Here is a 14,010-nt window from a genome sequence, read left to right as displayed (position 1 = left end):
ATATTCCGCATGGACACGCCCATACAATGATATATAGGCATTTGCGTGATAGAAGTTTATGCTTCCGAAGCTACTTTTTGTTTACATGTAGTAATTCGAGAAGCAAACAAAAAAGTTTTAGGAGGTATTTCAATTGAATGATTTTCTTTCAAAAGCTGGACTTGATTTCTTTGTCGCTTTTGGTGTTGTATTAGGTGGGTCACTAATTGCAGGTGTCGGAGCAGTATTTATGCTAATGCCTCCAGCAACAGTCATACTAGATACTGCTTCACGCCTTAAGATATGGGCAATTGTTGCAGCAATAGGGGGATCAATTGATCCAGTACGTGTTATCGAAAGTAATATTAGTGCTGGACAGATATCGCCTGCAATTCAGCAAATTTGCTTTATCCTGTTCGCTTTTCTCGGGGCACATACTGCTACCGAGCTTATTAAGCTAGCTTGTAAAGGGGCGATCACGTAATGCGTTTACCGCCTTTTGAACGTTACTTTCATTTACTCCAGCTGATAGGCGTATTCATTATCGGTGGGTTAGTCGGGGCTATTCTATTGAATACATTACATACTGCACAATTTGAAGCCTTCTACAACTCAAAATCTGAACTAGAGGAAAAGTTAATTCAGTATGAAAAGGATATTCACAATCTATCACAATATAAGTCACATCATACCGTCATAAAAAGCTTAAAACTAAGAATAGAGGATGAGAATAACTCTACTGAAAAGCCAAAGCTGGATACATTAACTCAAAACGAGATCCTCAAACAAGTACGGGAAGATCTCTCAATATTTATTGGTCAAAGCATATACGACATCGATTCCAACGCGCAATTCGCACGGAAATTACTAGAAAAGAAAGTGTACTCTGGTGTGCTAAATAACGATTACACAATTGAAATGAAAACCGTATTACTCGTCGATAATACGCTTCAAGTTTGGATGATTGTAAGGAAATACACCCCTTCGCCTTCATAGAAATAGATAACTCAACTCATTATTCATTAGATGAGGTTCAAAAAGCCCACTTTTTGAACTTGGACTATTAGCGAAAACTAGAACTAAATATGATACAATAAGCAACATATGGAAAATGAGCTATCCTAGGATAGCTCATTTTTATTGAAATACATAATCTCTGCCGACTTAGTTCCTGCATTACCCAACAACGTGTACACCTGTGTACACGAGCGGTCGATGTCTAGCACGAGGCTTTAAATGAAAGTTCAAAATCGCTCTAGAACAACACTCAGCAACGTGTACGCCTGTGCACAAAAGCGGTCAATCTCTAGCACGAGGCTTTAAATGAAGGTTCAAAATCGCTCTAGAACAACACTCAGCAACGTGTACGCTTGAGTACACAAGCGGTCAATCTCTAGCACGAGGCTTTAAATGAAAGTTCAAAATCGCTCTAGAACAACACCTCAGCAACGTGTACGCTTGAGTACACAAGCGGTCGATGTCTAGCACGAGGCTTTAAATGAAAGTTCAAAATCGTGGGCTGTCAGCACCAAGAAGATGACCTACAGCGGAAACGAGGCGCACAGTGTACGTTATTGGTACACGAGCACACGCAGGCTTTCGATGGAGGGCATATTCGACGTCGACTACGCTGCAGCGCGCTACAGCGTGATCACAGTCCACGATTTTGAACTACATCTAAGAAAGGAGTTGATGATGGTGACTCAGTTCATCCAGTGGTTCCTCTCCCCAGTCATCTTTCTAAGTGTATTATTCGCTATTTACTACAGCATAAAATCTAGACAAGCGAAAGATCCAATTAAGAAAGGTATCCTTGGAGGAAAACTTAATATAAGTATGGGTATTATGCTTATATTCATTTCATTCGTGCAGCTTTTTCTATCGAATGAGTCCACACTACGAATTGTACTAGGTGCGATATTTTTAGTACTCGGTATTTTCAACCTTTTCGCTGGATTACGAAATATAAGCTATTTCCAAAGAAAAGCAGTCAAACAGTAATATATTAATATGGGTCTATCATTTGAGCCGCCAAAATTGCTTTGGCGGCTAAGCCTTGTTTATCCATAATCGTTATCTCTATTTTCGTAACCATACGGCTAAGCTCTAATGGTTTAGCTGAAATCGAAATATCTGTTTCGATCGGTAATGGGCGAAAGAAATACGTATTTACACTGTCTAATAAAAAATCTCTTTTGCTCGTTTCCCGAATCATATTACGTGCAGCTTGTGCCATCAATGTACTAAGCAAACCTTCTGAGGCCATTCCGAGTGCACCTGACATTTGAGGTGTGATCTTACCTCTAAACACCATACTTGCATCCTCATTAATAATATCTGATTCAAGTACAAATCCCGTCCATATTAGATCCTCAAACGTCTCCCCTGTTACAGGTTGTTTCCCTGCAAAGCGCATAGCATCAAGTACTTCTTTTCTAGTGACGACAGCTAATAACTTCCGATGACGATCGACAATTGGAAGCAAATCGATCCCCTCTAATGCCATCGTATGTACCGCTGAAGTGACTGTTATATTAGGAGCTGCTGTAATCGGATGCTTAGACATAACCTTATCTAGTTGTGTACTATCCTCTGCTCCAGCAGCATCTTTAGCAGTCATCATCCCTACAACTCTTCCTCGATCATCGAGTACGGGAAATCTTGCAGAACCTGTAGTTTTGAATAGTTCATGATATTGGGCAATAGTTTGTCCTGTATGCATCACATCAGCTGGTTTAGTAAATGTCACAATATCTTCCAATAGTATAATTTTTCTTCGAATCAAGCGATCATACATCGCCCTATTAATCATTGAAGCAACGGTAAAAGTATCATGACGGGTAGATAGTATTGGAAGCGCTAGCTCATTAGCTAGATCAATAACTTCTTGCTCAGGTTCAAAACCACCTGTTAACAATATTCCTGCCCCTTGCTCTAACGCTCGTCTATGCACATTTTTTCGGTTACCTACAATTAGAAGTGATGCCTCATTTATATATCGCAGCATCGCCTCTAACTCCATCGCACCAATAACAAACTTTTGAAGTGTTTTTTCTAGTCCTTCAAATCCACCATGAAGTCGTCCTTCAACGATTTCAGCTACTTCACGAAACGTTAATTGATCGAGTGCCTCTCTTCGCTTGCGGTCTATACGAACAGTTCCAATTCTTTCTTTCGTTGAAACTAGCCCATTAATCTCGGCATCTTTGAATGCTTTATATGCTGTTCCTTCACTTACATTCAATTCTTTAGCAATTGCTCTTACTGAAATGCGAGTGCCTACAGTTAGACTTTGTATATAATTCATGATTAGTTCATGCTTCGTCATTGTTGCTAGTTGATTGTTCTGATCTTCAGTTAATCCATAATGTTTGGTGGTCATCATCATCACCCTTTCATTACTATTGTAGCTATCTCCACTCAAATAAGCTACCTATGACTCATTATCTTGTAAAACCAAATTTCACGCTATTTGGATAAAAAAACATAATAAAAATCCCCAATTAGAATACTCTCTAAATGGGGATTTTTATTAGAGCTAATTGATAGATTAGTCACAATCTAACTGGATATACATTCGCTTATAAAGCTAAGTTAAGATGCAGTTCCTTTAACTTTTTTCTTATTTGCTTCACTATCAACTTTATTTTTCATCATAGCAGCAAGTTTTTTCTCAAAACGTAGCGAACGTTGTCGTTTAATCTGCTTAAGTCTATCTCGCTTTTCTTCACTCATTAGAATGATGTTGCCATTGGCAGCTATAACAATTGCAGAAAATCCAACCCATACGATCCAAAATGCGTTTGCTAAAGGATCAGCCGACATGCCCATCTTAGGTAATGCAAAAAACAACATAACGACAGCTAGTCCCAAATTTATAAATGGAAATAATTTCTGCTTCATATATGATCTTCCTCTCTCTTAATATTAATCACTTACTAGAGCATATGAGAAAGATGCGGCTTGTATGCTATCTTTTGCGAATCACCAACAACTCTTTGCCTACATACTATACTCTAACCTATTACTTAAATATGTCTTCATTGTTAAAATGTTCTAAAGGAAGTCTGAAAGGAGCGCAAGTATGTTGAAATCCAAATTTATCGTTCCTATTCATATTGTCGACAGCATCGCTCAAGACAGTATATATATTAGTGAAATGATTATGAAGGAACAGAAAATTCCAAAAGCACAGCATATTACGATTCAATTTGGAGTTCATACCCATGCTGTCAAAGTATTGCCAAATCAGAAAAACCAAGGGATCTTTATTCATCCTAGGCTAGCACAACAACTAGGTATTCCACCATTATCAAGTAAATCTTTGCAATTTGATATTCAGTATATGAGTAAGCTTTCCACGATTAAACTAGGGCCACTACTTTCAGTCCTCATTAACAAAGAAACACCGGAGGATATGAATAAGCCTTTTGGTGTTATTAGTTCTTTTTGTCGTGAATTAGCCGAAACTTGTCATGCCGTTGGGGCTACCGTTTATTTTTTCACCCCATCCTCCATTCCTTTGAACGGAACGTTCATAAATGGCTGGATATTGGATGGCGAATGGAAGAAAAGACCTATGCCATTAGCTGAAATCATCTACAATCGGTTACCTACTCGTCAGATCGAGAACCAAGCTCATGTACAGAGACTATTCACTCAGACCGCTAAGAAACATAATATATTTATTTTTAATGAGCGTTTTCTAGATAAACATGATGTCTTTCATGCACTTCAAGATGATGAAAGCGTCAAGCACTATTTACCTGAATCTTTACTGTTAGAAGATTTTTCAACTTTGAAATATATGATCAACAAATATTATGTTGTTTATGTGAAGCCCGTACAAGGTAGCTTAGGTAGAGGGATTTATCGTATTATATCACTTGAAAACCCCAAAATATTAACGTTAGAAAAGGCTAGTTCAACTAATCAAAAGCCCATGAAATTCTCCTCTATATCAAGCTTATATCGAACATTCAAATCCAAACTATCTCGAAAACAATACCAAATTCAACAGGGTTTATCTGTTATTCAAGTAGGTCGTAGCCCCGTTGATTTCAGAGCACTTGTGCAAAAAAATTCTACTGGCGCTTGGAGTATTACCTCTATCGTTGCAAGAACAGCGGGGAATGAACGTTTTGTAGCTAATTTGGCACGCGGCGGATCAATTGATACAGTCACTAATACGTTACCCCGGACAAATCTGCCGCAACATTTTAATGCTGAAGATATGCTACTCGCATTAAAACGTGCAGCCATTGCGATATCAGAAGCGATCGATAGTAATATTGATGCTCATTTTGGTGAGTTAGGTGTAGATTTGGCTATAGATGTGCAAGGAAAAGTATGGCTTATAGAAGTTAATTCCAAACCATCTAAAAATGATAATACCCCCTTGCGTGAAAATAAGATCCGACCTTCCGTAAGAAAGGTTGTGTCTTATGCAAAATATCTAACAGGTTTTAAGGAAGGGAGAAATCCCCATGGAAGTCATAGAGTTAGGAGTCGCCGTCGCAAAAATTGAGTACTTTGAAGATAACAATAGAAGCGATGTGTTACTGCCAGAACCTAAGTTTTATAAAGAATTAAGTATATTAGGTAAGCAACATAATATACATGTTTTTATTTTTTCTGCAAATGAGTTAGATCAAAGTAACCAGTCTCTATTTGGTTTTCGCTATACAGAAAGAGGCTGGAAACGCCAACCCGTACCTTTTCCAGACGTTGTATTCGATCGATGCTTTTACGCAAGTTCCAAAGAGCGAATCCAGACGGAGTCCGCACTCATCTATATTCGACGTCAAAAACCTTACCAACTCATTAATAATAATTTGCCTACGAAAATACAGGTATATGATCAACTTAATACAGAAGAAACATTGATCCCTTATCTTCCTCATACTGACTCTATTCAATCTATTTCTGAGATCTCACAATGGCTAGAACTATATCCTCAAGGCATCATTCTCAAGCCCGCTGCAGGTATGCACGGGAAAGGCGTTATTCATATCTACTACAATCCAGACTTGAAACTCTATCAAATTAATGGACGTAATCTTCGCAACGATAGTTTTGAAACTAGCTTTTCTCGTGAACTCTCATTACTGAAATGGCTGTATAAATTCAAAAAACAATTACACTATGTTGTTCAACCTTATTTCTATTTGCGAAATGATAAAGGGCAGCCATTCGATATCCGAGTATTATTACAAAAAGATGATAACGGTCAGTGGCAACAGACAGGCAGTATTGCAAGGATAGGTAAACATGATGGATTAACATCAAATTTACATGGCGGTGGTGAGGCAGAGATCCCGTTTCCTCTACTATCACAAAATTTGGGCAGCTATAAAGCAGAACGTTTGCTACAAGAAATCCATAAGATAAGTGGGCAAACAGCAATTGCAATTGAGCAACATTTTGGTCGATTTGGAGAGCTTGCACTAGACTTTGGTGTCACCCCTCAAGGACGCATATGGCTGTTAGAATGTAATAGCAAACCAGGCCGTCAAGCATTCACTAACGGCTTAGATCGTAATCATTCTCAACTTGCGATAGAACGTCCACTCCAATACGCCAAGTTTTTGTATCAACATTATCGTTATAGGCAACATGTCGTCATGTAAGTTAAGTAATTGAGAGCAAGCATCTACGCGCTGTAGTATCGCGTTGCTCTAACAATCAGGAGGTACATTGATGAGTCTTACCATTTGTAACATACACTTCTCACAGCAGCCTGAGCAGGTCGTATACGCTTCTAAATCGCTCATCCAAGAGCTGCAACTTAAAACTTCAAAACCCCTTGTTATACGACTTGGGCAAGAGCAAATAAAAGCATTAATAAAGCCTTTAAAACGTTCAGGTAAACATCTCTATCTTTCATCTGGAATTCGTCAAAGTATAAAAATACCAAGTAGTGGTACGATTCATCTGTTACCACGTGGCTCTAATGATATTCAGTTAGGACCTCTTATCGGCATATTAACAGACGTAATAAAACCTGGTGAAGGCTCACCCTTCAATTCGCGCTCTTCTTTTGTGAAGCAAGTAATCAAAGCAGGCCATAACAAAGCATATACATTTGGCTTTACACCTGCTGATATTAATTGGCAGAACAAAACCGTACACGGTTACTTCCTCAATGCACAAGGTACTTGGTATCGTCGAGAGGTAGCTTTTCCTGATGTGATCTACAATAGATTACCCAATAGAAAAACTGAGATTGGACCTTCGATGACTGCATTAAGAGAACGCTTTGTCAAGATCGGTATTCCGTTTTTCAATTGGAGTTTCTTAAACAAGGCCGATGTCTATGAATTTCTCGACAATGACCCTGAGGCGCTACTTCATTTGCCTGAATCCGTGACGAATCCTTCTCAAGAAAAAATGAAAAAGATGCTTCATCAATATCAATTTATCTACTTTAAACCTGGTACTGGCAGCCTAGGTTATGGTATCTACAGAATTACGTATCATAAACAAAACGGCTACTTCGTTAGATATCGTAACAATGGTACAAATACTTTATTGAAATTTGCAAACTTCGAAAAAATGTATCGTGCACTTTCGTTAAAGCATGGTGAAGGATTAAAAAACTACGTTGCTCAACAAGGCATTCGCCTAATTGAATTAGATAAATGTCCTGTAGATTTCAGATTTCATATGCATAAAGATATCAACAACGAATGGCAACCTGTAGGTATCGGTGCGAAAAAAGCAGGTCGTGGTAGTGTAACGACTCATATGAAAAGCGGAGGAACATTGCTAACCCCAGAGCAAGCGCTCCAACAAACTTTCGGCAATCGGGCACCTGACATTCTAGAAAAAGCAAAACTTGTCTCCATTAAAATTTCCGAAGCGATTGAGCGGAACTATTCACATCGACTCGGTGAACTTGGATTAGATATAGGGATAGACCAAAGTGGAGATGTGTGGATGTTCGAAGCAAATGCAAAACCTGGCAGATCTATCTTTAAGCATCCTGCACTTCGAATCGAGGGTAAAGAATCATTGAATCATATTGTTGAACATTGCTTATATCTTAGTCAGTTTCAAGGGGGCGGAGTATCTTGAATAGTTCCTTAGTAGAAGAAACCGCTGAGCTTAACCAATATGTAAGTAATATTTTTGCGATATTAACATCGAATGATGAACAAGGAAAAATGCGAGGCAATAAAAATAATTTTATCGATATTATTCAAGCGGGACAGGAAATGGGTTTTACTGTTTATGTACTGCCAGTGGAGCATCTCACTTTGACCCGCAAGCAATTACGAGGCTATGTGTATCATACTAGTACGAAACGTTGGGCACAAAAGTTGATGCCCTTCCCAAACATTATTTACAACCGAATTCCGTTGCGTTCTGATGAAGAAACTGATGCCGTGAAAGCGAAGTTGGCGGCTTGTCAGAAAAATTCAGATCTCATTTTGTTTAATCCAACTTTTTTTAATAAATGGGAACTAAATCGTTGGTTACGCCGTTCAAAAGTTACGAAGGCCTATATTCCACTAACTCGTAAACTAGGTAGTGCCTCTACACTTGAGGAAATATTACAACAACATTCTTATTTGTACTTGAAGCCAGAGAGTGGAAAAGCCGGTAAAGGTATTATGACGATCGTGAAAAAAAACAATAATAATTTACCCTATCGTTTGAACATTCAAGAGAAAACTTACAGTACTACTTTCAACTGCTCAAATTTCAAAAAACTTTGGGCACGTATACAACAAGAATGTGGTACTGTCCCATATATTGTGCAACAAGGGATTCCATTAGCAACATTTCATAATAGAAAATTCGATTTACGCACACTTATCCAGAAAAACGGAAGTGGAAACTGGGAAATTACAGGTCTTGGAGCACGAATCGCAGGAAGTACAAGTATTACAACTCACGTACCTCGTGGAGGCAGTATAGATGAACCGCTTAAATTGCTTACTCATGCATTCAATACCAAAGAAGCACATAATATTATTGATAAAGCATCTAAAGTAGCTATTAAAATAGCTACGCAAATTGAGCGCAGTGCGAATTACCGACTAGGTGAAATGTCTATGGATATAGGTGTAGATGAAACTGGAGCTATTTGGTTTTTTGAAGCGAATTCAAAACCGATGAAATTCGATGAGCCTCATATTCGCAAAAAATCATTACAACGTATTTTCCAATATAGTCAGCATCTACTCAAACCTTAGTTGAAAACAGGAGGTGCAACATTCTTGCTACTTCGTCATAATTCTCGAACATGGAATAAGCAGAGAGCTAAAATTCTGAATTTTATTAGCCACTATGGTGAAAAAAGAATTACACTTGCTACACTTCATAGTCTACGCGAACTCTCTGATGAACAACTAAATTATCAACCTTCATCTAGCATCGTTCCAGCTTCTGTTGTTACTTTCAGTGACCAAGGTAAACTAATGGGAGTGGGTTACGCAATAGGTGATGGTAGTGGGCATTGTCTAATTGTTGTGCGACCAGAGGCTCGAAGAAGTGGTGTCGGCTTTCAAATCATGAAAGAGCTTATCAATACTCTGGACAATTTTACATGTCAGGTTGCTATAGATAACGTTGCTAGTTTGGCACTTTGTTTCAAAAACGGGCTACATGCTGTATCCATGTTCAAAGGCCCTACTGGAAAAGCAACCTTACGGTTTGAAAGGAGTTCAGTTCATGGCGCGGCTACTGTTAGGAATTCTAACACTATATCTCAATGACGGCAGAATATTAGAAGAAAGAAAAATATATGAGCAAATGACAATCGAAGGCGCCGAGCTCGGCATCCAGGTCATTGTCTTTACTCCTGAAGATGTGTCAACGCATCAAGCAAAGGTTAGAGCCCATTATTACGATTTAACTCAGAAACGTTGGACTCGTAAATGGGGACCTATTCCTAAATATGTATTTGACCGTTGTCGAGTGCAAAAGTCACATCGCATGAAATTGCTACAAACATTTAAAGCGCAATATCCCCAAATAAATTATTTAAATAAACCTATAGGTCATAAATGGAATGTTCATCAAAAACTAGAAGAGCATCACCCTATTCGCCCCTACCTCCCTCATACGATCCACTACTCTAACGTATCGGATATTGTGCAAATGTTAAATATATACAAAGTGATCTATCTTAAACCTGTAAATGGTACTGGTGGACGTGGCATTCTACGTATCGAAAGGTCATCTAATCAAATGTTCTATATCGAAGGAAGAGATCATAACCGTAATATTATTTCTCCTCGAAAAATGAGCATCTCATCATTAAGTACTTTCTTACAGAAATGGAATGTTCTTAATGCTAACTACTTGGTGCAGCAAGGTATTCCCTTACAACTTTCTAATGGCAGAGTTCATGATTATCGTGTACTCGTCCAAAAAGATGGAACTGGGGAATGGAACGTAACTGGATGTGCGGGGCGAATAGGTGCTAAACGCAGCATTACAGCAAATCTCCATGGTGGAGGTTCAGCGGTGCCGATGGAAAAGTTAATGAGAAACTTTATTAACAGCAATGTTAACCTTTCAGCTGTTCAAGCTGAGGTTAACTACCTTTCCATCGAAATCGCTTCATATCTAGACAGTTATATTTCTGCTTTATGTGAATTAGCGATCGATATTGCGATCGATCGTGAAGGTCAAATATGGATAATCGAAATAAACCCTAAACCTGCACGAGAAGTTTTTAAAGAAATAGGCAATCTTGAAGTGTACAAAACGGCTATTCGCAGACCACTGGAATATGCAAAATATCGATATTTGAAAATAGAAAATTAAAATTAAATTTGCGCAGAGTATTTTCAAAAAGTAGCTTGTTGCTACCTCTTGAAAATGCTCTGTTTATTGTTGCTGTCTCCAGTACGCAATAAATCGTAAAACAACACAACATTTTGTCGTTAAAGATTATGTATATAACTACTCACTTTACTAAACATATCGCGCCGTAAACTACAGTCTTTCATCCCATATTAACCGATTAAGCACTAAGATAGTCCTATATTATTACACCAAATTTTACCATATAAAAACATAATTAATAATTATTAATATTTTTTTCGGAGCTTCTTGTTGCATCGAAAAAACCTTCAAAATAAGTATGGTAATTTAAGTTATTATTTGTTATATTATGGGAAGGACGGGATATATACATTCTGCTTCTACAGCTAGTCCTCTACTTTGTAAGAAGTGAGGTGAGCTAAATGTTAAAAATGTGTAAGACATAGCGAACGCAGAAGTTCAATTTTCATTGCTCTTCTAGTCAAATCTTTCAAAGGAGGATTTAATCGCTATGAAGCTGTCATTATTAAAGCCAAAGGTTTTATCTTTATGTGTTTTGATAGCGCTTTCTTCAAGTGTCGCTTGGACTCCTCACACTACAGTCAGCGCAACAGCAAGTGAATACAATTATGCACAGGCTTTACAAAAATCTATCTACTTCTATGAGACTCAACGTTCTGGGATACTTCCTGACAACAACCGTGTGGAATGGCGTGGAGATTCTGGAATACTAGATGGTGCAGATGTAGGTATTGATCTAACCGGAGGATGGTATGATGCAGGAGATCACGTGAAGTTCGGTTTGCCGATGGCTTCAACAGCAACGATGCTGGCATGGTCGGTCTATGAATATCAAGAGGGATATGAATTATCAGGGCAACTAGATGAAATTCTTGACAACATTCGCTGGGCGACAGACTATTTTATGAAAGCGCATACCGCACCCAATGAATTATGGGGTCAAGTTGGTAATGGAACTGCCGATCATAATTGGTGGGGACCTGCGGAAGTTATGCCGATGCAAAGACCCGCATATAAGATCGATGCTACTCATCCGGGCTCAGACCTAGCGGGAGAAACCGCAGCTGCACTTGCATCAGCTTCGATTATTTTCAGAGACAGTGATCCTGATTATTCTGATGAACTTTTGCAACATGCTAAAGAGTTATACCAATTTGCTGATCAATATCGTGGTAAGTACTCTGATAGTATTACAGATGCTAAGCAATATTATAATTCTTGGAGTGGCTATGCTGATGAATTAAGCTGGGGAGCTGTTTGGCTTTACCTAGCAACAGATGAACAAACTTATCTTGATAAAGCAATCGCAGCTAGTAATCTATGGGGTACTGATCAACAAGGAAATTGGGGATACAAATGGACTCATGCCTGGGATGATAAGCAATATGGAGCACAACTGCTCTTAGCTCGTATTACAGGACAAACGAAATTTGTAGAATCAACTAAGCGTAATATGGAATATTGGACGACAGGAGTAACAGGAACCGGAGAACGTATAACATACACACCTGGCGGTCTTGCTTATCTTGATCAATGGGGTGCATTACGCTATTCAGCTAATCAAGCCTTTCTAGCATTTGTTTACTCAGATTGGACAAGCGACCCTCAAAGTAAATCATCCTCTAAAGCTTTCGCTGAACAACAGCTGTTGTATATGCTCGGCGATAATCCACGCAATAGTAGTTATGTAATCGGGTATGGGGATAACTCACCCGAGCACCCTCACCACCGTACCTCCCATGGATCATGGGCGGATAGCCAAACTACACCCGCTAATCATCGACACATCTTATACGGAGCATTAGTTGGTGGACCTACAAAAACCGACACTTATACTGACTCCATTTCTGATTATGTTTCTAACGAAGTAGCTACAGATTATAATGCTGGTTTCACAGGTGCATTAGCTAAAATGATGATCCTTCATGGAAATGGTCAACAACCACTCGCCAACTTCCCTCAACCTGAAGTACGTGAAGATGAAATGTTTGTAGAAGCAGCTATTAATGCTAAAGGAAGCAATTTTATCGAAATTCGTGCTCTGCTCAACAACAGAAGTGGTTGGCCCGCTCGTGAAAGTAGTGCGCTTTCTTTCAACTATTTCATGGATTTAAGTGAAGTCATTTCAGCTGGCTATGGTCCAGAGGATATTACGGTGACTGCTGGAGGATACAATCAAGGAGGTACCGTAAGTCAGTTACTGCCTTACGATGTTAATAATCATATTTATTACACAACAATTGACTTCACAGGAACGAGTATTTATCCTGGTGGTCAGTCAGCTTATCGCAAAGAAATTCAATTTAGAATTTCAGCACCTCTCAACACATCATTTTGGAACAATGACAACGACTTCTCCTTCCAAGGAATGCCTTCAACAGGCACCTCTCCGATCAAAAATCTTTACATCCCAGTCTATGATGGTGGCACACTTGTCTTTGGTCAGGTACCTACAGGAGGAAATACAGGACAACCAGTCTTACCTTCAACTCCACACAATGTTCAAGCCACACCTCTAGATCAATCCGTTACATTAACTTGGAATCAAGTAAGTAATGCGACAAGTTACTTGATTAAGCGTTCAGTTACAAGCGGTGGACCCTACTCCATCGTAGCAACGGTAACAACAGCTTCATTCCAAGATACGGGACTTGTTAATGATACGCCCTACTATTATGTCATAGTGGCTCAAAATAGTGTCGGAGATGGACCTGCATCTGCTCAAGTTAATGCAAAACCACGTCAGACTCCCATTCCAGTTCAAGGTGATCTCCTCGTAGAATACCGCAACAATGACAATAACTCTAGCGATAATCAAATTAGACCTCACTTCCGCATTATCAACAATGGGACGACTGCGGTACCATTAAGCCAATTAAAATTACGCTATTACTTCACCATAGACGGCGAAATCTCGCAACAGTTCAATACCGATTATGCAGTCATCGGAGGCAGCAACATTAGCGGTGCATTCGTTAAAATGAATCCTACTGCTTTAGGTGCTGATTACTACCTTGAGGTTTCCTTCTCATCTGGTGCAGGCAGTCTTGCTCCAGGAGCAAGTACAGGAGAAATTCAACTGAGATTCAACAAATCCAATTGGAGTAATTATAACGAAAGCGATGATTATTCCTACTCTAGCACGCAAACAAGCTTTGCATTATGGAATAAAGTATCTCTTCATCAAAATGGTTTACTCGTATTTGGTATGGAACCTTAAATGAAAATTAG

At 38.9% G+C, this 14,010-nt stretch carries 12 protein-coding genes; 10 read left to right on the top strand and 2 right to left on the bottom strand.

The features are described from left to right. Positions 1–133: 133 nt before the first annotated feature. The 3 genes from NV377_RS11535 (at position 134) to NV377_RS11525 (ending at position 1,980) form a co-directional block, all read left to right on the top strand. On the top strand, positions 134–463 hold the full coding sequence (locus NV377_RS11535; protein ID WP_258201362.1) for a YtrH family sporulation protein: 330 nt from the start codon (positions 134–136) through the stop codon (positions 461–463). After that, positions 463–975 carry a sporulation membrane protein YtrI gene (locus NV377_RS11530; protein ID WP_258201361.1) on the top strand — a complete coding sequence of 171 codons (513 nt, stop codon included), beginning with the start codon at positions 463–465 and terminating at the stop codon, positions 973–975. The genes NV377_RS11535 and NV377_RS11530 overlap by 1 nt, the downstream gene beginning before the upstream one ends. 696 nt (positions 976–1,671) lie before the next feature. After that, on the top strand, positions 1,672–1,980 hold the full coding sequence (locus tag NV377_RS11525) for a YtpI family protein (protein WP_258201360.1): 309 nt from the start codon (positions 1,672–1,674) through the stop codon (positions 1,978–1,980). Between the two features lie 4 nt (positions 1,981–1,984). On the opposite strand, the gene NV377_RS11520 is transcribed toward NV377_RS11525, so the two are convergent. Further along, the gene (locus NV377_RS11520) at positions 1,985–3,403 is read right to left on the bottom strand and encodes a DRTGG domain-containing protein (protein WP_308860130.1); all 1,419 of its coding nucleotides are present in this window, start codon (positions 3,401–3,403) and stop codon (positions 1,985–1,987) included. Between the two features lie 170 nt (positions 3,404–3,573). Further along, a complete protein-coding gene (locus tag NV377_RS11515; protein ID WP_258201359.1) occupies positions 3,574–3,882 on the bottom strand; it encodes a hypothetical protein in 309 nt (102 codons plus the stop codon). A 181-nt stretch (positions 3,883–4,063) separates the two neighbouring features. Here NV377_RS11515 and NV377_RS11510 point away from each other — a divergent pair, with 181 nt between their 5' ends. From NV377_RS11510 to NV377_RS11480, 7 genes are all read left to right on the top strand, one after another. Beyond that, entirely contained in the window at positions 4,064–5,506 is a 1,443-nt protein-coding gene (locus NV377_RS11510; protein WP_258201358.1) for a YheC/YheD family endospore coat-associated protein, read from the top strand. Beyond that, a complete protein-coding gene (locus NV377_RS11505; protein ID WP_258201357.1) occupies positions 5,466–6,608 on the top strand; it encodes a YheC/YheD family endospore coat-associated protein in 1,143 nt (380 codons plus the stop codon). Before NV377_RS11510 ends, NV377_RS11505 begins: the two co-directional genes overlap by 41 nt. A gap of 70 nt (positions 6,609–6,678) precedes the next feature. Then, complete coding sequence (locus NV377_RS11500) at positions 6,679–8,055, top strand: YheC/YheD family endospore coat-associated protein (protein ID WP_258201356.1); 1,377 nt, start codon at positions 6,679–6,681, stop codon at positions 8,053–8,055. After that, the gene (locus NV377_RS11495; RefSeq protein ID WP_258201355.1) at positions 8,052–9,179 is read left to right on the top strand and encodes a YheC/YheD family endospore coat-associated protein; all 1,128 of its coding nucleotides are present in this window, start codon (positions 8,052–8,054) and stop codon (positions 9,177–9,179) included. The genes NV377_RS11500 and NV377_RS11495 overlap by 4 nt, the downstream gene beginning before the upstream one ends. Before the next feature lie 24 nt (positions 9,180–9,203). After that, positions 9,204–9,701 (top strand): GNAT family N-acetyltransferase, encoded by a 498-nt coding sequence (locus NV377_RS11490; protein WP_258201354.1) that lies wholly within the window; start codon positions 9,204–9,206, stop codon positions 9,699–9,701. Next, complete coding sequence (locus NV377_RS11485; protein WP_258201353.1) at positions 9,658–10,758, top strand: YheC/YheD family endospore coat-associated protein; 1,101 nt, start codon at positions 9,658–9,660, stop codon at positions 10,756–10,758. The genes NV377_RS11490 and NV377_RS11485 overlap by 44 nt, the downstream gene beginning before the upstream one ends. A gap of 511 nt (positions 10,759–11,269) precedes the next feature. Then, positions 11,270–13,999 (top strand): glycoside hydrolase family 9 protein, encoded by a 2,730-nt coding sequence (locus NV377_RS11480; protein WP_258201352.1) that lies wholly within the window; start codon positions 11,270–11,272, stop codon positions 13,997–13,999. Positions 14,000–14,010 lie beyond the last annotated feature (11 nt).

Source organism: Paenibacillus endoradicis (assembly GCF_024721975.1).
Note: the sequence above shows the minus strand (reverse complement) of the source record. Positions and strands in the feature narration are given on the sequence as shown.